Origin of the sequence: Oceanomicrobium pacificus, assembly GCF_009833495.1 — a bacterium.
In the GTDB taxonomy this organism is placed as follows: domain Bacteria; phylum Pseudomonadota; class Alphaproteobacteria; order Rhodobacterales; family Rhodobacteraceae; genus Oceanomicrobium; species Oceanomicrobium pacificus.
Genome location: NZ_WUWG01000007.1, coordinates 22,297 through 39,903 on the forward strand (window position 1 = coordinate 22,297; position 17,607 = coordinate 39,903).

The window sequence follows — 17,607 nt, forward strand, 5'->3', positions numbered from 1 at the left end:
GCCGTAGACACGGCATTCACAGCGATGAGGCCACGTGTCAACTTGTCGCACCACGGGCGCGGCGGCCGCTGTTTTCTTGGCGGGAAGCGCCTCAGCGCCCGCCTTCGACGGGGGCGAAGGCCGCTGGATCCACCCGTTCCGGCCGCCCATCGAGTGACAGACGGGTGGTGCGGGCCTCGGACGTAGCGATGACCTCGCCGCGTCGCAGCACCGCAATCCGGGTGGCGCGCAGGCGGATTGCCTCCACCGGATCGGCGGCCTGCAAAATGTTCAGATCGGCATGGCACCCGGGCGCGATCCCGTAGCCCTCCAGCCCCATGATGCGGGCGGAGTTTTCCGTCACGGCATCGAAGCACCAGCCCATATCCTCGCGGCTTGCCAACTGGCCCACATGCAGGCCCATGAAAGCCACATCGAGCATGTCGCCCGTGCCGAGCGAATACCACGGGTCCATCACGCAATCCGACCCGAAGCCCACGGTCACGCCCGCGTCGCGCAACTCGCGCACCCGCGTCTGGCCGCGCCGCTTGGGATAGCTGTCATGCCGGCCCTGCAGCATGATGTTGATGAGCGGGTTGGGGATCGCATGCACGCCCGCCTCGACGATGAGCGGGATCAGTTTCGAGACATAGTAATTGTCCATCGAATGCATCGACGTCAGGTGCGAGCCGGCCACCCGACCGCCAAGCCCGAGCCGCTGCGTCTCGGCCGCGAGCGTCTCGATATGCCGGCTCATCGGGTCGTCCGTCTCGTCACAATGCATGTCGACCATCAGCCCGCGCTCGGCCGCGATCTCGCAGAGCCGGCGGACGGAGCGCGCGCCCTCTTCCATCGTGCGTTCGAAATGCGGGATGCCGCCGACAATATCCACGCCCATATCGAGGGCACGCAGCAAGAGCGCCTCCGCGTCCGCGTCGCGATAGAGCCCGTCCTGCGGGAAGGCGACCAGTTGCAGGTCGAGATAGGGCGCGACCTGACGGCGGACCTCCAGCAGGGCCGCGACGCCCTTCAATTCCGGGTCGCAAATGTCCACATGGCTACGGATCGCACCGATACCCTGTGCCACCGCCAGATCGCAGTAGTTGAGGGCGCGCGCGATGATCTCGTCCACGGTCTGCAGCGGTTTCAACTCGCCCCAGAGCCCGATCCCTTCGAGCAGGGTGCCGGACCGGTTCATCCGCGGCCGCCCAAGCGACAGGGTCGCGTCCATGTGGAAATGCGGATCGACGAAGGGCGGCGCAACCAGATAGCCGCCGGCATCGATCGTCCGGCCCGCCGCGGCTTCAAGCTGCGGCTCGACCGCCGCGATACGCCCGCCTGCGATGCCGATCCCCATGCCGGTCCGACCGTCGGGCAGGGTTGCATTGGTGATGATCAGATCGAAACCCATGACCCTCAGTCCCCTTGTATCAGCGCTGGCCCTTGAACCACGGCGTGAGCAGCGCGCGCGGATAATCGGCGCCCCGCGCCGCGACGACAAGCGCAATGATCGACAGGATGTAAGGCGCCATCAGGAATACCTGCCCCGGCACCATCGCGCCGACCTCGGTCTGCAGCCGCACCTGAAACGCATCGAACGCACCGAAGAGCAGCGCGCCGAGCAGCGCCTTGCCCGGGCGCCAGCTGGCAAAGATGACCAGCGCGATGCAGATCCATCCGCGCCCGTTGACCATCCCGAAGAAGAACGCGTCGAATGCCGACATGGTCAGGAACGCGCCGCCTAGCGCCATCAGGGCCGACCCGGCCATGACCGCACCGATCCGCAGCCCGTAGACAGACAGGCCCTGCGCATCGACCGCATCGGGATTGTCACCCACGGCGCGCAGCGCGACCCCGAGCGACATGCGGTTCAGCACATACCAGACCAGAAAGACACAGCCGAGCGCGAGCCAGGTGAGTGCGGTCTGCTGAAAGAGGACCGGCCCGACGAACGGCAGGTCAGACAAAAGGGGAATGTCGAGCGGCTGGAACGGCGTGATCCGGGGTGGAGAGGTCACGTCCGGCAGCGCCGTGCGATAGGTGAAATAGGCGACCGAGGTTGCCAGCATCGTCACGCCCAGACCCGAGACATGCTGCGACAGGCCAAGCGGCACGGTGAGGATCGCGTGGATCAACCCGAACCCCGCGCCCGCCAGCGCCGCCGCGAGCACGCCGAGCCAGAGCGGTGCCCCCATCCAGACCGCGAGCCAGCCGGTCATCGCGCCGGCCACGAAAATCCCCTCGATCCCGAGGTTCAGAACCCCCGACCGCTCACAAAGCAGCGCGCCCAGAACCCCGAAGATGAGCGGGGTTGCGATCCGCAGCGCGGCGGCCCAGAAACTGTCGGACAGAAGGATGGATAGGATGTCCGCCATCAGCCCTGTCCCGCATCCACGGTCGGCACCCGGACGATCCGGTAGCGGGCGAAAAAGCCGCCGAGCAACACGCAGATGAGCGACAGGGCCACCGTCAGATCGGCCAGATAGCTCGACACGCCCAGTTCACGGCTCATACTGTCCGCACCGACGAAAACGGCGGCGATATAGACCGCCGCCACGACGACGCCGAGCGGCGAAAGGCCGGCCAGCATCGCAACCACGATCCCCGCATAGCCGAAGCCGGGTGACAGGTCGGCCGTCAGATAACCCTTGAGGCCCGCGACCTCGCTGACACCGGCAAGACCCGCAAGCGCGCCCGACAGCGCCGCGACGCTCAGCAGCACCCGCGTCACCGGCAGGCCGGCATGGCGTGCCGCGGCGGCGTTTTCGCCAACCGCGCGGATGCGGAAGCCCCAGACGGTGCGGCTCATTAGAAGGTGCACCAGAACCGCCATGACCAGCGCCAGCGGGAAACCCCAATGGAGCCGCATCCGGTCGATGAGCGGCGGCAGCATGGCGGCATCGAGCACCGGCTCGGATTGCGGCCAGCCGAGCCCCATCGGATCCTTCAACGCGCCTTCGAGCATCATCTGCACGAAGATGAGAATGATGAAATTCAGCAGCAGCGTGGTGACGACCTCGTCCGCGCCGAAGCGCGTCCGCAACCAGGCCGGGCCGATCATCCCGACCGCACCTGCAAGCGCGCCTGCCAGCAGGACCAGCGGCACCAGAACGAGCGCCGGAGCGTCGATCATGCCGGTGCCGATCCAGACGCAGGCCAATGCCCCGAGATAGAGCTGCCCCTCCGCCCCGATGTTCCAGAGCCGTGCACGAAACGCGACGGCTGCGGCAAGACCGGTGAAAATCAGTGGCGTCGCGCGGGTCAGGGTTTCGGTGAAGGCAAAGAGCGACCCCGCGACACCCTTGAGCATCAGCCCATAGGCGGTGAAGACCGGCGCGCCGGCAAAGAGGAGCGGCACGGCGGTCAGCGCTAGGGCCGCGAGCGCGGCCGCCAACGGCAGGACAAGCCGCACGGTGCCGGAGACAGGCGGGCGCGGTTCGATCCGGATCATGCTGCTGCCCCCGCCATCATCAGCCCGATCTCCGTGCGGTCGCGGCGCGGCGCTTCCGTCAGCCGCCCGTCGACCATGACGAGGATCCGGTCGGAAAGCGCGATCAACTCGTCGAGATCTTCGGATATGAGCAGCACCCCTGCCCCGTCGCCACAGGCTGCGACCAGCCGCCGGCCCACTTCGGCCGCTGCGCCGAGGTCGAGCCCGCGGGTCGGCTGGTTGGCAAGAATCAGTTTCGGCGCGGCACGGAACACCCGCGCGAGGATCATCTTCTGCATGTTTCCGCCCGACAGGAGCCGCACCGGCGCATCCGGACCGGGTCCACGAATGTCGAATTCCTCGACGGCTGCGATGGCCGCCGCATCGATCTGGCGGCGGCGCAGGAAACCGCGGCGCTGCACGTCCGGCCCGTCGAGGCGCTCAAGGATCAGGTTCTCGGCCACGCTCATCGACCCGACCACCCCGTCATGGTGTCGGTCTTCGGGGATGCGGCCGACACCTGCACGGATGAGCGCCGCAGGCGTGTGCCGGGCCGGCAACGCGCCGCCGACGCGGATTTCGCCCGCATCCGGCGCGCGCAGGCCGGAAATGACCGCCGCGAGCGCCGCCTGTCCGTTGCCGGATACACCAGCGATGCCCACAATCTCGCGCGCATGCACGGTCAAGGACACGTCCGACAACCGGTCACGGGCGGATGCGGCCTCGCACCGGATGCCGGAAAGCTCCAGCACCGGTGCACCGGGATCCATCGGCGCGCGTTCCACCTGAGGGGCTTCCGCCCCGACCATCAGCCGCGCGATGCGGCGCTCGTCGGCCTCAGCCGTTGCGATCTCTCCGACCTTGCGACCGTGACGCAGGACGGCAATCCGGTCGGAGAAGGCCAGAACCTCCCGCAATTTGTGGGATATGAAAATGACCGAAAGACCATCCACAGCCAGCTGGTGCAAATTGGCGAAAAGGCTGTCCGCCTCCTGCGGTGTAAGGACGGCGGTTGGCTCGTCGAGCACAAGGATGCGCGTGTTGCGCACCAGCGCTTTCAGGATCTCGACCCTTTGCCGCTCACCGACCGTCAGGCGGCTCACCCGCGTGTCGAGCGCCACCTGCAGACCGGAGCGCGCCATCACGTCCTCGACATGGGCGCGGGCCGCACCGCCGCGTTTCCGCCGCGACAGGAGCGACCCCACGCCGAGCAGGATATTGTCGAGCGCCGACAGGTTCTCGGCCAAGGTGAAATGCTGATGCACCATCCCGATCCCGGCGGACAGGGCGGCCTGCGGATGGCCGAGCGGCAGGTCGCGCAGACCCTGCCCGTCGTCCACTCGTATATGGCCCGCGTCCGGCAGGTAATGGCCGAACAGCATGTTCATCAGCGTGGTCTTGCCCGCGCCATTCTCGCCCAGCAACGCGAGCACTTCGCCCCGACCGAGCGACAGGTCGACATCGGCATTGGCCTGCACGGCGCCGAACCGCTTGCTGAGGCCCGACAGTTCGAGAACCGGCGCGCTCATGGCAGCGGCGGGACCGGGCGGATAGGCCGCCCGGTCCGTCCTTGACTCGTTTGAGGGATCACCCGTCCGGAGCTCAGTTGTCCGACACCGGAGCGGCGTCGTTCACGTTCACCCGGAAAAGCCCGTTCATGATGTCGGCCTCTTTGGCCTCGACGGCGGACACGACCTCGGCCGGGACCAGTTCCGGATCAAGCACCAGCGACCCGCCGCCATAGGCCATGAAACTATACTGGCCGTAATCCGCGGCCTCGAAGGTCCCGCCAGCCACGGCCGCGACCGCACGGTCGATCGTCGGCTCCATGTGCCAGAGCGCCGAGGCGAGGATCGTGCCCGGATAGTCGCCGGACGTGTCGATCACGTTGCCGATCGCCTTCACACCGCGCTCCACCGCCGCGTCGGAGACGCCGAACCGCTCCGCATACATGATGTCGGCACCGGCATCCATCATGGCAAAGGCGCTTTCCTTGGCCTTGGGCGGATCATACCAGCTGTCGATGAAGCTCACGAGGAACTTCACGTCGGAATTGACCTCCCGCGCGCCATCCATGAATGCATGCATGAGCCGGTTGACCTCCGGGATCGCATAGCCGCCGACCATGCCGATCAGGTTGCTCTCGGTCGCCGCGCCGGCGATCATGCCCGACAGGTAGCTCGGCTCGTGAATCCAGTTGTCGAAGACCGAGAAGTTGGGCGCCACCGGCCCGAAGGACGAGCCCATCAGGAATGCTGTTTCGGGATAGTCGGCCGCCACCTTGCGCGCGGCGCGTTCCAACCCGAACACCTCGCCCACGATCAGCTGGTGACCGGCTTCAGCATATTCGCGCATGACCCGCTCGTAATCGTTGTTGGCGACATTTTCCGAATAGACATATTCGATATCGCCACGCTCCTGCGCGGTGGTCAGTGCCTTGTGGATCCGGCCGATCCACTGCTGTTCGACCGGCAATGTGTAAATCGCCGCGACCTTGACCGTTTCAGCGGCGGCCACTCCCGCGCCCCAGACCGACCCGACGACGAGCGCCGCGACCATCATCCCGCGGCGGGTTAGTTTCATTGCTGTGCGCATTCCCTCACTCCTGTTGCCCTGACCTAACGTCACGCAATTGGGTCATTTCTTGACCGTTCGATCAAGAAAAATGGCGGCCACGACACAAGAAACCGCCAAGCCGCTCGAAACATGCCGTTTTTTTGGGCAGCCCGCCGCCGCGATCGGAAGGGTGGCGGGCCAGAGTTCAGTTCAGCAGCACCCTCGGCAGCCAGAGGGCGATGTCGGGGAAGCTCATCACCAGCGCCAGTCCGATCAGCTGCAGGAGCACGAAGGGAATGATCCCGCGGTAGATTTCCTGAATGCGCACATTTTCCGGCGCGACGGCCTTGAGGTAGAAGAGCGCGAAGCCGAAAGGTGGCGTCAGGAAGCTCGTCTGCAGGTTCACCGCGAGCAGGATCGCAAACCAGTAGGTCACCTCGAATTTCGCGACATGGTCCCCGAAATCGAGCTGCGCGATGATCGGCGCGAAGACCGGCAGCACGATCAGCGTGATCTCGATCCAGTCGAAGAAAAAGCCGAGCACGAAGACGAGCGCCATGATCAGGAACAGGAGCCCCCAGGACCCGAGGCCAAGCGACTCCACCAGATCGATCACCAGATCGTCGCCGCCAAGCGCACGGAAGATGTAGGAGAACAGCGTCGCCCCGATGAAGATGCCGAAGATCATCGCATTGGTGAGCATGGTCCGCTCGACCACATCAGCCAAGACGCCGATATAGTGGCGCAACTCTCGCCAGAACCCGCCACCGACCGGATGGTCGTCAATGCCCGTGTCCGCCGTGGTCTCCAGCACGAATTCCTCGACCCCGAGGCTCGGCAGGATCACCAGATTGATCAGCCCGAGCAGGATCGCGCCCATCGCGCCGACACCCGCAGCCTCCGTCGGGGTTGCGAACCCGCCGAGGATGGAGCCGAGCACAAGCCCGATCAGGATCACCGGCGGCACGAAGCTGCGCACCACCATGGCAAAGACGCCCAGACCCGTTTGCGGCCCAAGATCCTGGTCAAGCGCCGGTGCCAGCTTCGGATTGATGGTGCAGCGAACCACGATATAGACGACATAAAGTCCGGCCAGGATCAGGCCCGGAAAGACCGCCGCCACGAAGAGATTGCCCACCGAGCGCGACAGGAGATCCGCCATGATCACAAGCATGATCGAGGGCGGGATCAGGATGCCGAGCGTGCCGGAGGCGGCGATCGTGCCGGTTGCCAGTTCGTGATTGTAGTTCCGTTCGATCATCACCGGCAGCGCGAGAAGCGACATCATGATGACGCTCGCGCCGATGATGCCGGTGGTGGCGGCCAGAATGGTTCCCATGATCGTCACCGACAGGGCCAGCCCGCCGGGGACACGGCGCATCAGAACCTGAAGGCAGTTGAGCAGGTCGCGTGCGATGCCTGACCGTTCCAGCATCGTGCCCATGAAGATGAACATCGGAATGGCGGTCAGGATCAGGTTTTCCATGATCCCGCCGAAGATGCGTGACGGAAGGGTGCGGAACTGGATGAACATGAACTCGCCGGCCATGATGCCTATGAGCCCGAACAGAAGCCCGACGCCGCCGAGCACGAAGGCGACCGGAAAGCCGGAGAACATACTCACGCCCAGGACGATGAACATGAACAGGGGCAGAAGCTCGATGAAATCCATCAGTGGCCCCCGTTCAGAAGCTGGTCGCGCGTGTCCTCGTCAAGGTCACCGCGGAGCCCCGCGATACATTTGATGAGCTGCGACAGGGCCGCAAGAAGCAGGAGCACGAACAGAAGCACCATGCCGGCCTTCAGAAGCCACAGGTTGCTGAGCCCGGTCTGGGATTTGGAAATCTCGCCCGACAGGAAAGACTGTTTCGCATAGCCGAAGGACAACCAGATCCCGAGCAGCGAATAGGGCACGAGGGCAAGGCAGATGCCCACGATCTCGATCCAGTATTTGCGCCGCTCGGAGAACCCCTCGCGCAGCAGGTCGATGCGCACATGGGTCTGGCGTGTATAGCCGTAACCCACGGCCAGCATGATCAGATAGGCGTGCAGCCAATACTCGCTTTCCTGAATCATGGTCGAATTGAGCCCCGCGGGTTTCGGCACCCCGAAATAGCGGGTGATGACGTCGTAACAGACGACGACGACAAGCAAGGCGCCGAGCCATCCCCCCGTCAGGGCAAGCACCCTGAGTGTCCGGTCGATGAAGCGGCTGAGCATCAAGAGGCTCTGCACGTGGATCCCTCCCCCAAATTATGGTCTTGCGGCCTTTTGGCCTGTTCTTCCGCCATTCTAGCAAACCGGCGGTGGTTTTGGCCGAAAAAGGCCCGGCTGACCTGCAGCCGGACCTTTCGGTTTTAGTTGGACGGGCCGGTTACTTCAGGTAGCCCAGCTCTTTCCAGGTGGTGTACTGCTCGCGGAATTCCGACAGGCTCGTCCAAGCCTTGTCGAAATCGGGGTTGGCGGCAACCTCTTCGGCCACCACTTCCTCCCAGGCCGAACGCAGCGTATCGAGCATGGAATCATCCCACTGGTGGATGGTCACGCCATTGCCCTCGATCTCTTTCAGGGCCGCCGACTGGATCGCCTCGCCCTCTGCGAACTGGGTGGCGACATTGGCGCGGCAGGCGGTGGTGATCAGCCCACGCTGCTGGTCGGTCATCCCGTCCCATTTGGCCTTGGAGATCAGCAGCTCCTGAATGGTCGACTGCTGGTGCCAGCCGGGGAAGTAGTAATGCTTGGCGATATTGTAGAAGCCGAGATTGAGGTCGATCGCCGGCATGGAAAACTCGGTCGCGTCGATCGTGCCGCGCTCCAGCGCCGGGTAAATATCCCCGCCGGCGAGCAGCTGCGTGTCCACGCCGAGTTTCTGCATCACCTTCGCGCCGAGGCCGAAGAAGCGCATCTTGAGCCCCGCCAGATCTTCGGGGCCGGTGATTTCCTCGCGGAACCAGCCGGAGGCCTCGGGGGCGATGATCCCGCAGACGAGCGAGTGAATGCCATTGGCATTGTAGATCTCGTTCATCATGTCTTCGCCGCCGCCATACCACATCCAGGCGAGATACTCGCCGGCGCTGGGGCCGAACGGCACGGCAGCAAAGAGGTTCAGCGCAGAGTTCTTGGAGCCCCAGTAGCCCGGCACCGACCAGCCGGCATCCACCGACCCGTTGGACACGGCATCAAAAATCTCCAGCGGCGGGACGAGCGCGTTCGGTTCGAAGAATTTGACCTCCACCTCGCCGCCCGAGATGAGGTTGAGCGTGTCCTGCAGCTTCACACCCGCCTCACCCAGCTGGATCAGCGATCCGGGGAAGGTCGAGGGCATGTTGAGCTTGACGGGTTCGGCCTGGGCCATCGGCGCCGACAGCAGCGCGGCGGCGGCCGCGGCAGTGAGCATCTTCTTCATTTCAGTCCTCCCTGACTGTGCATTTTTCTAGCATCCGCGCTCTACGGACACGGATTACTGTATGCATTAAATTATCCACCGTCAAATGTGCAAACACGCGCGCAAAGACAGTTGGATGGCTGATTGATTGCCAAATTCACGGCAAAGCCAATCAGCAAGGCTGACCCAATTCGGGAAATGAAGGGGGAGACGGTGGCGCGTCCTGCGCCCCGCAACAGGTCAGACCTGATGGAACCCGTGCTTTTCGAGCAGTGCGATCAGGGTGGTCTTGGCCCGCATCCGGTGCTGGCGGTGCAGTTCACGCGCCCGCTCCGCATCACCGTCGCGCAGCGCCTCCATCAGCCGCGCATGATCCTCGTTCGAGGCACGCGGCAGAGGCCGGATGAACAGCGTCAGGTTGCGGGCGCGCCGCACCTGATCATTGTAGGTCGACACGATCGCCGCCAGACGGCTATTGCCCGACAGGTTGACGAGCGTTGCATGGAACTCCTCATCCGCGGCGGCCCAGGCCTCCCGGTCATTGTCGTCGAGGCTTTTCTCCATCCGCTCCAGCGCCCGGTCGAGCGGCGCGAGTTTGGCGGCGGACAGTTTCTTGGCCGCCACGAGTTCGGCCGCGAGCGATTCAAGTTCGGTCAGGATCTGGTAGATCTCGGTCATGTCCTCGGGCGACAGGGTCAGGATCTGCACCCCGCGGCGCGGGCGGACTTTCAAGAGCCCCTGGGATTCGAGCACCAGCGTCGCCTCGCGCACCGGCGTCCGTGACATGCCGAGCATCTCGGCCAGTTCCGTTTCCAGATGGTTCGACCCGGCCGGCAGACGATTGGTCAGGATCATGTCGCGCAGCTGCTGCGTGGCGCGCTGCGTCTGGGATGCCGCCGGTTTGTCAGCCGGTTTCGGAGCCTTGGCCATTCACACCTCGATTTGCCGGCCCGCCGCATCGGACGCATAGGCCGCATCTTCCAGAAGGATGTTCTTCAGATAGTCTTCTGCCCTGTTTTCCAAGGGGGTGCCATCGAGAAGTCCGCTTATCACGTGGGTTTGTAACGCATGCACGCAATCCCCCGCAAAGCCCGGCCAGTCCTGCCGGTCAAGGATCACCTGCGCCTCCGCCGCACCGAAAGCGCGCCGCGCAACGCGGCCCCACCCGTCGAGCGTCAGCGTGCCGGTGCTGCCCTCGACCAGACATTCGCCAAGCGTGGTGCGCGGATTGTCCGCCGCATGGTCAAGCAGCCGGTTGCCATCGAAGAGCGCCCGCCGACCATCCGCGTAGGACATTAGCAGATAGCCCGCATCCTCCCCCTTGATCGCCGGATTGAGCCGCCGCAGATCGGCAAACATCCGGTCGGGTTCGCCCAACAGATAGCGGAACGTGTCGATCCAGTGGACCGCCGTTTCATGGATCAGGAAGCGCGGCATGTCCTGGAAATAGGGCTGCCGGTCGAGATAGGCACGCGGCCCCTGCCCGTCTCCGGTCCGCAGCCGGAACGTGATCTGGTGCACCTCCCCGATCGCGCCTTCGTCAATCGCCCGGCGCATCGTGCGGTACCAGGGCTGGAAGCGGAAATTCTCATGCACGATCAGCGGCACATCCGCGGCGCGGGCCAGCGCCACGGCCTCCCGAGCCTCGTCGATGTTCTTGCAGAACGGTTTCTGGCAGATGATCGCGCGCACCCCGTGATCGAGCGCCGTGCAGATCGCCTGCAAATGGGTTTCGGGCGGGGTGATGATATCGAGCAGGTCGGGCGTCTCGGCCGCCAGCATCTCGTCGAGCCGCGCATAGGCCGGCAGACCCGTGGCCTCCGCCTTGGTGATGTCGCGGTTGACCGACGCCACGGGCCGGGCCCTGTCGATGCGCGCCCAGGCGTCATAGTGGAAGCGGCTGAAATAGCCCGCGCCCAGACAGGCCACTCGAATCGGATCCTTCGGAAAACTCATGCTATAGCTTACCCCTGAGCAGGTCGCAGGCGGCCCGCGCGCCCGCCGCAGCGCAGTTTAACGGGGTAGGATGCGTTGACAACGCATTTTTTAATGGATACGCAAAATCCAGATTGAGGGAGAGCAAAGATGTATGCGGTTACCGTCCGGTTCACCTTGAAACCCGGAGCGTCCGACGCCTTCATGCCGCTGATGCGGGATCAGGCGCGCAATTCCCTGACCAAAGAGGCCGGATGCCACCGGTTCGACATCCTGTGGGACAGCGGCGCGCCGGAGGAGGTGTTCCTCTACGAGCTCTACACCGACCGGGCGGCTTTCGAGCACCATATGTCCACCGACCATTTCAGCGCCTTTTCTGCCGCCGCGCCGGATCATGTCGCGGACAAGCAGGTCGTAACCTATGACACGCTGTCCGAGGGCGGTGCATGAGCGCCAACTGGACGGTCCATGCGGTCAAATATGCCGACCGGAACACCCGGATCAGGGGCGACAGTTTCATCTTTGACGACGATCACGCATCGCCGCATCCGATGGACTATTTCGTCTGGCTCTTGCGCAACGGCAGCCGCACCATCCTAGTCGACACGGGATATGACGCGGCCGAGGGCGCGCGGCGCGACCGCCCGATCCTGCGCGACCCGGTGGTGGCGCTGGAGCCGCTCGGTGTGCGGGCCGAGGAGATCGATACGGTCATCATCACCCATCTGCATTACGACCATGCGGGCGGGCTCGACCGCTACCCGTCGGCCCGGTTCCACCTGCAGGCGGCGGAAATGGCCTATGCGACCGGACCCTGCATGTGCCACGACACGTTGCGCATGCCCTTCACGGCCGAACATGTCTGCGAGATGGTGCGCCACGTCTATTCGGGCCGCGTGATCTTCCATGACGGGGACGCCGAGGTGGCGCCGGGCGTGACGGTCCACGCGATCGGCGGCCATTCACGCGGGCTTCAGGCGGTGCGGGTCGAAACCGCCAACGGGCCGTTCTGCCTCGCCTCGGACGCGACCCATTTCTATGAGAATTTCCTGACCGGAAAACCCTTCCCGATCGTGGCCGACCTGGAGCCGATGCTGACAGGGTTCGACCGGATCACCGCACTCGCCGGCACGGCCGACCGGGTCATTCCCGGCCATGATCCGCTCGTCACGACGCTCTATCCTGTCGATCCGAATGTGCCGTTCGCCTGGCGGATCGACGCCGGCCCGCAGGGCCCATTGCCAACCTTTTCCAGACCGGAGACCTGACGGATGCTGCTTGGATGTATCGGCGACGATTTCACCGGATCGAGCGATCTGGCCAATACGCTGCGCAAAGAGGGGATGGGCGTCAGGCTCTTCTCCGGCGTGCCGGACGGACCCGCCGCAGACGGGATCGACGCGGGCGTCGTGGCACTGAAATCGCGGACGATCCCCGTGGCGGAGGCCGTGGCCCAGTCGCGCGCGGCGCTGCGCTGGTTGCGCGATCAGGGCTGCACGCAGTTTCTGTTCAAATATTGCTCGACCTTCGACAGCACGCCGGAGGGCAATATCGGACCGGTGGCCGCAGCCCTTGCCGAGGATCTGGGGGAAACGCGGGTGATCATCTGTCCGGCCTTTCCCGCCACCGGACGATCCGTCTATCAGGGGCATCTCTTCGTCGGTGACATGCTCCTGTCGGACAGCGGGATGCGCCACCATCCTCTGACCCCGATGACCGATAGCGACATCCGCCGCTGGCTCGCGCAACAGACTGACTGGGCGGTGGATCATATCGGCGCCGCAACAGTGTTCGACGGGGCCGACGCGATCCGGGCCGCGCTCGGTGGCGGGTCACGGGCCATGGTCGTGGTCGACGCAATCCGCGATGCGGACCTGCGCGCCATCGGACGCGCCGCGCGTGACCGGACACTCATCACCGGCGGTTCGGGGATCGCGCTCGGCCTGCCCGACAATTTCAGGGACGCCGGCACATTGTCCGCAACCGAACCGGACTGGCAGGGCGCAAAAGGGCGCGCGCTGCTCCTGTCCGGCTCCTGTTCGGAACAGACCCGCCGGCAGGTTGCCGCCGCCAAGGCGTCCGGTCCGGCATATGAGGTCACGGCGGAGGCCGTCATGGGCGGCGAGGCAACCGCCGCGCGGCTTCTTGGCTGGGCCGAGGACAGCAACGCCCCTGCCCCGCTCATCTATTCCTCCGCCGATCCGGCGGTTGTCAAAGCGGCGCAGGAGAAATTCGGCCGCGACACGGTTGCCAGCGCGATCGAAGCGCTCTTCGGCGATCTGGCCGTGGCATGGCGGGACGCAGGCCACCGGATCATCGTGACCGCTGGGGGCGAGACATCGGGTGCCGTCGTCGAAGCGCTGAAACTCGACAGACTCGACATCGGGCCTGAGATCGCGGCCGGTGTGCCCGCTGTGCGCGACCCCGACAGCGGGCTCTGCCTCGCGCTCAAGTCGGGCAATTTTGGACAGGACGACTTCTTTGCCCGCGCCGTGGGGGTGCTGACAGCATGAGCACGGATGTAAAACTGCGTGAGATGCTCTGCACGCTCGCGGCCTCCATGTATGACCGCGGACTGACCTGCGGTGCATCGGGCAATATCTCTGCACGGACGGAAGATGGCGGACTGCTTGTCAGCCCGACCGGCAGCTGTTTCGGACGGCTCGATCCCGCCCGGCTGTCGCGGTTCGACGCGGAGGGCCGGCACGTGGACGGGGATGCACCAACCAAGGAGATGCCACTCCACGCTGCCTTCTACGAGACGCGCGGCAGCAAGGCGGGCGCGGTCGTGCACCTGCATTCCAGCCATGCTGTCGCGCTGTCGATGCTGCCCGAGGTTGACCCGTTGGACGCGCTGCCACCGCTCACCCCCTATTCGATCATGCGGCTCGGGCGGGTGCGGCTCCTGCCCTATATCCAACCCGGCGATCCGGCGATGGGGGACGCGGTGCGCGACCTTGACGGCCAGCATTGCGCGGTGATCCTTGCCAATCACGGGCCGGTCGTCTCCGCCCCCTCGCTGGAAGCGGCGGTCTACGGGATGGAAGAGCTGGAAGAGACGGCGAAGCTCACCCTGATGACGCAGGGACGGAACCCGCGGATGCTGACATCCGAGCAGATCGCAAGCCTGCGCGCGACCTTCGGCGACCCCTGAGGGCCTTCAGGGCTGGATCATCGCATCGGTCCATTCGCGCAGGAAGTTCTGCCGCTTGATCTGGTCGAGATAGACCAACAGCCCCGGTCCGAGCGCAATCGGGTGCAGGTGCGGCGCCTGTCCGAGCGCCGCGCCATCGATCGGCGGCAGGCCCGTGCGCTCCGCCTGCAGCGCGCGGCCAGCGGGGCTCAGCAGATAGTCGATGAAGGCGCGCCCCAGATCGGGATCGCGCGCGGTCGGCGGGATCAGGACGGACCGCAGGAGCACATTCGTGTAATCCTGCAACGCGATCACCAGCCCCTCGCGGTCGGGATCGAGCTGCGCGGCGGCATAAGAGCCGGTCACGTTATAGGCCATCATCAGATCGCCGGCTTTCAGATCGGCAATCATCTGGCCCGAACAGCAATAGATGCGCGGCTGCAGGCCGCCCATCACCTGCACCAGCCGCCAATAGGCCTGTGACTGGCGTGCGTCCTGTGTCGCAAACAGGTAGCCGGTGCCCGAACTGCGCGGATCATAGGTGCCGATCCGGCCACGAAAGAGCGCGGGATTGTCGCGCAGAAGCGCAATCAGTTCCTGTCGCGTCTGCGGTGCCGGCAACTGGTCGAGCACCCGGCGCGACAGGAGCGTGACCGCCGGTTCCTGCGCAAAGGCAAACAGATGGTCGCGCCAGCGCGCCCAGTCGGGCAGCGACAGGGTGGCATCGGAGCGATGCGGCAGCGCCAGCCCGTCATTGGCAAGTTTCATCTGCAGGTCCATGGCGCTTGAGATCACCAGATCGACCGGCGCGGCTTCCTCGGCCACGGCCTTGTAGGTCTCTGTGCTCGACGCGACTGTATAGATGAGCGCCACGTTCGGGCGGGTGGCGAGAAAAGCCTCGATCAGCGGCTGGAAATGTTCCGTGTCCGTGGTCGACAGGATATGCAATTCCCGATCGGCTTCGGGCGTGCCGAACCGGCGCTCTTCCTCCACCTCATAGGCGGTCGCACCTGTCAGCGGCGCAACGAGCGCGAGCAGGGCTGCGATCAGGTTCGCGGCAGTTCGAGCCGGGCGCATGTGCCACCTCCTTCCCGGTTTTCAAGACTGAACCGACCGCCATGGGCGCGGGCCACTTCTTCCACGATGCTGAGCCCGAGACCCGAGCCGACGATATCTCCGACATTTGCGCCGCGGCGGAACCGTGTCGCCAGTTCCGCACCGCCAGCCTCTCCGATCCCGCGGCCACGGTCGCGGATCTCGATCCAGAACCAGCCGTCACCGGGCGCGAGCGCCGCCTCGATCCGCGCATCTGCAGGCGAATATTTCACCGCATTGTCGAGCAGGTTGCGCAGCGCCGCATCGATCAGCACCTCGTCGCCGGTGATCGCGGCGGGCTGGTCAACGCCACTCAGATGCAGATCGATGTCGCGCAGATCGGCCGCCGGTGTCACCGAGTGGACCATCTCCGACAGGCGGCGGGCCAGGTCCACGGGCCCGCGGTCCATATGATCGGAGCGGTAGCTGACCATTGCGTGATCGAGCAACTGTCCGGCGGAGCGGGCGCTTTCCTCCACCGCGCGGATCACCGCGCGCAAGGTGCGGCGTGTCGCGTCGTCATCGGTGTTGCGCAACGCGATCTCGGTCTGGATGCGCACCGTGGCGAGTGGTGTGCGCACGTGATGCGCAGCCTCGGCGATCAGCGTTTCCGTCCGGTCGAGCGCGGCCCGCAGGCGCCCGATGAACCCGTTGAGCGCCGAGAGAAGCGGCTGCAATTCCGACGGTGCCGAGTGATCGACGGGCCGCAGGTCCGATGGCCCCCGACGGCTCACCGCGCCAGCAAGCCGCCGCAGCGGTCGCAGGGTCGATTGTGCGGCCAGTCCGCCGAGAAGACCAGCAAGCAGGAAGAACCCGATGCCGAGACCGGCGGCCACATTGGCGACCCGACGTGCGATTGCATCCTGCGCCAGTCGCGTCTGGGCGACCACGATCCCCAGATCGACCGGACGCCCGTCCACCGGCAATTGCCGGTTCAGGCGCACGATCCGCACCACCGTGTCCCGGTAGGGGCTCGTCAGATAGGCAGGGCCCGCCCCGCCCGGTCCGGGCATCGGCAGGTCCTCATACCCTGTGATCGTCTCGTCATTGGCGAGGATCCGGTAGAAGACCCGGTCCTCCGACACTGCACCGAGCATGGCGAAAGCCGCATAGGGAATATCGACCAATATGCCCTGATCGGCCGCGCGGGCCGCCTCTGCAATCGCCGTGGCCGAGGCCGCAAGGATATTGTCCTGCGTGGCTTCGGCAGCGCGTTCGGCCACCGTCCGGACGGTCAGATAAAGCGCGACCGACAGGACCGCCGCCACGCCCAGCATTTGCAGAAACAGGCGCCTGCGCAGCGACATGGGCCGGCGCGCGGCCATCAGGGCCCGGCCATCCGGTAGCCGACGCCGCGCACGGTCTCGATCCGGACTGTGGCACCCTGCAGCTTCCGGCGGAGCCGACCGACATAGACTTCGATCGCATTGTCCGACACATCCTCGGCAAAGGAGAACATCCGGTCGTGCAGCTGGCCCTTGGACAGGAGCCGACCTCGAGCGGAGATGAAAATCTCCAGCATCCGCAGTTCGCGGTTGCGCAACTCACGCGGTTCGCCGTCGACGCGCACCGTCGCGGCGAGCGGGTCAAACTCCAGATTGCCGAGCCGGATCACGTTGCTGGCCGTCCCCCCGCGCCGTCGCAGGACCGCACGACAGCGCGCGACCAGTTCGGCCACGTCAAACGGTTTGGTCAGATAGTCATCCGCCCCGAGATCGAGCACCTGCACCCGGTCGGATACGGCCGAACGGGCGGTCAGGACGATCACCGGCGTTTCGGCCTGCCGCGCGCGGTGGCGGGCAATGAAGGTGCGGCCGTCCCCGTCAGGCAGCATGATGTCGACAAGGATCAGGTCGTAATCCGCCCCGTCCATACAGGCTTCGGCCGCGTCCAACGTGTCGGCCCAGTCGACCGCATGTCCGTCCATGGCGAGCCGTGCCTGCACCGATTCCGCAAGCCCGGCATTGTCCTCGATCAGCAGGAAACGCATCGCCCCTTCCGGTTTTTTCGGGATTTGACAGGTTGGTGTCAGCTTTTCAGCAAATTCTCTGACGGGCAAGGGCCGAACCCTGCCACCCGAAACAGGCGGGGCGG

The 17,607-nt window shown here is 65.3% G+C and carries 17 protein-coding genes; 4 read left to right on the plus strand and 13 right to left on the minus strand.

What is annotated here, in order from left to right; genetic code table 11:
* Window positions 1-91: 91 nt before the first annotated feature.
* The 10 genes from GSH16_RS14285 to GSH16_RS14330 all read right to left on the minus strand — a co-directional run bounded on the left by GSH16_RS14285 (window position 92) and on the right by GSH16_RS14330 (window position 11,306).
* Entirely contained in the window at window positions 92-1,390 is a 1,299-nt protein-coding gene (locus tag GSH16_RS14285) for an amidohydrolase family protein (RefSeq protein ID WP_160856289.1), read from the minus strand.
* 19 nt (window positions 1,391-1,409) lie between these two features.
* On the minus strand, window positions 1,410-2,354 hold the full coding sequence (locus GSH16_RS14290) for an ABC transporter permease (RefSeq protein WP_160856290.1): 945 nt from the start codon (window positions 2,352-2,354) through the stop codon (window positions 1,410-1,412).
* Complete coding sequence (locus GSH16_RS14295) at window positions 2,354-3,427, minus strand: ABC transporter permease (RefSeq protein ID WP_407941077.1); 1,074 nt, start codon at window positions 3,425-3,427, stop codon at window positions 2,354-2,356. The genes GSH16_RS14290 and GSH16_RS14295 overlap by 1 nt, the downstream gene beginning before the upstream one ends.
* Entirely contained in the window at window positions 3,427-4,938 is a 1,512-nt protein-coding gene (locus tag GSH16_RS14300) for an ABC transporter ATP-binding protein (protein WP_160856292.1), read from the minus strand. Before GSH16_RS14300 ends, GSH16_RS14295 begins: the two co-directional genes overlap by 1 nt.
* A gap of 73 nt (window positions 4,939-5,011) precedes the next feature.
* Complete coding sequence (locus GSH16_RS14305) at window positions 5,012-5,992, minus strand: BMP family protein (RefSeq protein ID WP_235913243.1); 981 nt, start codon at window positions 5,990-5,992, stop codon at window positions 5,012-5,014.
* A 178-nt stretch (window positions 5,993-6,170) separates the two neighbouring features.
* Window positions 6,171-7,637, minus strand: coding sequence for a TRAP transporter large permease (locus tag GSH16_RS14310; protein WP_160856294.1), 1,467 nt, complete (start codon window positions 7,635-7,637; stop codon window positions 6,171-6,173).
* Entirely contained in the window at window positions 7,637-8,200 is a 564-nt protein-coding gene (locus GSH16_RS14315) for a TRAP transporter small permease subunit (RefSeq protein WP_160856295.1), read from the minus strand. The genes GSH16_RS14310 and GSH16_RS14315 overlap by 1 nt, the downstream gene beginning before the upstream one ends.
* Before the next feature lie 139 nt (window positions 8,201-8,339).
* Window positions 8,340-9,371: a TRAP transporter substrate-binding protein gene (locus GSH16_RS14320; protein ID WP_160856296.1), complete on the minus strand. Its 1,032-nt coding sequence runs from the start codon at window positions 9,369-9,371 to the stop codon at window positions 8,340-8,342.
* Between the two features lie 219 nt (window positions 9,372-9,590).
* Window positions 9,591-10,280, minus strand: a complete 690-nt coding sequence (locus GSH16_RS14325; RefSeq protein ID WP_160856297.1) for a GntR family transcriptional regulator — start codon at window positions 10,278-10,280, stop codon at window positions 9,591-9,593.
* Window positions 10,281-11,306, minus strand: coding sequence for a Gfo/Idh/MocA family protein (locus GSH16_RS14330; protein ID WP_160856298.1), 1,026 nt, complete (start codon window positions 11,304-11,306; stop codon window positions 10,281-10,283).
* Between the two features lie 129 nt (window positions 11,307-11,435).
* On the opposite strand from GSH16_RS14330, the gene GSH16_RS14335 reads away from it, so the two are divergent.
* Genes GSH16_RS14335 through otnC form a run of 4 tightly spaced genes read left to right on the plus strand, consistent with a single transcriptional unit; the run spans window position 11,436 to window position 14,439 of the window.
* The gene (locus GSH16_RS14335; RefSeq protein ID WP_160856299.1) at window positions 11,436-11,735 is read left to right on the plus strand and encodes a putative quinol monooxygenase; all 300 of its coding nucleotides are present in this window, start codon (window positions 11,436-11,438) and stop codon (window positions 11,733-11,735) included.
* A complete protein-coding gene (locus GSH16_RS14340) occupies window positions 11,732-12,553 on the plus strand; it encodes an N-acyl homoserine lactonase family protein (RefSeq protein WP_160856300.1) in 822 nt (273 codons plus the stop codon). The genes GSH16_RS14335 and GSH16_RS14340 overlap by 4 nt, the downstream gene beginning before the upstream one ends.
* A gap of 3 nt (window positions 12,554-12,556) precedes the next feature.
* The gene (otnK, locus tag GSH16_RS14345) at window positions 12,557-13,798 is read left to right on the plus strand and encodes a 3-oxo-tetronate kinase (RefSeq protein WP_160856301.1); all 1,242 of its coding nucleotides are present in this window, start codon (window positions 12,557-12,559) and stop codon (window positions 13,796-13,798) included.
* The gene (gene otnC, locus GSH16_RS14350; protein ID WP_160856302.1) at window positions 13,795-14,439 is read left to right on the plus strand and encodes a 3-oxo-tetronate 4-phosphate decarboxylase; all 645 of its coding nucleotides are present in this window, start codon (window positions 13,795-13,797) and stop codon (window positions 14,437-14,439) included. The genes otnK and otnC overlap by 4 nt, the downstream gene beginning before the upstream one ends.
* A gap of 6 nt (window positions 14,440-14,445) precedes the next feature.
* Here otnC and GSH16_RS14355 read toward each other — a convergent pair whose 3' ends face one another.
* The 3 genes from GSH16_RS14355 to GSH16_RS14365 are packed head-to-tail and all read right to left on the minus strand — an operon-like array spanning window position 14,446 to window position 17,503.
* The gene (locus GSH16_RS14355; RefSeq protein WP_160856303.1) at window positions 14,446-15,495 is read right to left on the minus strand and encodes an ABC transporter substrate-binding protein; all 1,050 of its coding nucleotides are present in this window, start codon (window positions 15,493-15,495) and stop codon (window positions 14,446-14,448) included.
* On the minus strand, window positions 15,465-16,838 hold the full coding sequence (locus GSH16_RS14360; protein WP_205524125.1) for a sensor histidine kinase: 1,374 nt from the start codon (window positions 16,836-16,838) through the stop codon (window positions 15,465-15,467). Before GSH16_RS14360 ends, GSH16_RS14355 begins: the two co-directional genes overlap by 31 nt.
* Window positions 16,838-17,503, minus strand: coding sequence for a response regulator transcription factor (locus GSH16_RS14365; RefSeq protein WP_160856304.1), 666 nt, complete (start codon window positions 17,501-17,503; stop codon window positions 16,838-16,840). Before GSH16_RS14365 ends, GSH16_RS14360 begins: the two co-directional genes overlap by 1 nt.
* Between the last annotated feature and the right edge of the window lie 104 nt (window positions 17,504-17,607).

Excerpts from the sequence above, each read along its gene's own strand:
- GSH16_RS14285 (WP_160856289.1), bottom strand. The coding sequence starts at position 1,390 with ATGGGTTTCGATCTGATCATCACCAATGCAACCCTGCCCGACGGTCGG.
- GSH16_RS14290 (WP_160856290.1), bottom strand. The coding sequence starts at position 2,354 with ATGGCGGACATCCTATCCATCCTTCTGTCCGACAGTTTCTGGGCCGCC.
- GSH16_RS14300 (WP_160856292.1), bottom strand. The coding sequence starts at position 4,938 with ATGAGCGCGCCGGTTCTCGAACTGTCGGGCCTCAGCAAGCGGTTCGGC.
- GSH16_RS14305 (WP_235913243.1), bottom strand. The coding sequence starts at position 5,992 with ATGAAACTAACCCGCCGCGGGATGATGGTCGCGGCGCTCGTCGTCGGG.
- GSH16_RS14310 (WP_160856294.1), bottom strand. The coding sequence starts at position 7,637 with ATGGATTTCATCGAGCTTCTGCCCCTGTTCATGTTCATCGTCCTGGGC.
- GSH16_RS14320 (WP_160856296.1), bottom strand. The coding sequence starts at position 9,371 with ATGAAGAAGATGCTCACTGCCGCGGCCGCCGCCGCGCTGCTGTCGGCG.
- GSH16_RS14325 (WP_160856297.1), bottom strand. The coding sequence starts at position 10,280 with ATGGCCAAGGCTCCGAAACCGGCTGACAAACCGGCGGCATCCCAGACG.
- GSH16_RS14330 (WP_160856298.1), bottom strand. The coding sequence starts at position 11,306 with ATGAGTTTTCCGAAGGATCCGATTCGAGTGGCCTGTCTGGGCGCGGGC.
- GSH16_RS14335 (WP_160856299.1), top strand. The coding sequence starts at position 11,436 with ATGTATGCGGTTACCGTCCGGTTCACCTTGAAACCCGGAGCGTCCGAC.
- GSH16_RS14340 (WP_160856300.1), top strand. The coding sequence starts at position 11,732 with ATGAGCGCCAACTGGACGGTCCATGCGGTCAAATATGCCGACCGGAAC.
- otnK (WP_160856301.1), top strand. The coding sequence starts at position 12,557 with ATGCTGCTTGGATGTATCGGCGACGATTTCACCGGATCGAGCGATCTG.
- otnC (WP_160856302.1), top strand. The coding sequence starts at position 13,795 with ATGAGCACGGATGTAAAACTGCGTGAGATGCTCTGCACGCTCGCGGCC.
- GSH16_RS14355 (WP_160856303.1), bottom strand. The coding sequence starts at position 15,495 with ATGCGCCCGGCTCGAACTGCCGCGAACCTGATCGCAGCCCTGCTCGCG.
- GSH16_RS14360 (WP_205524125.1), bottom strand. The coding sequence starts at position 16,838 with ATGGCCGCGCGCCGGCCCATGTCGCTGCGCAGGCGCCTGTTTCTGCAA.
- GSH16_RS14365 (WP_160856304.1), bottom strand. The coding sequence starts at position 17,503 with ATGCGTTTCCTGCTGATCGAGGACAATGCCGGGCTTGCGGAATCGGTG.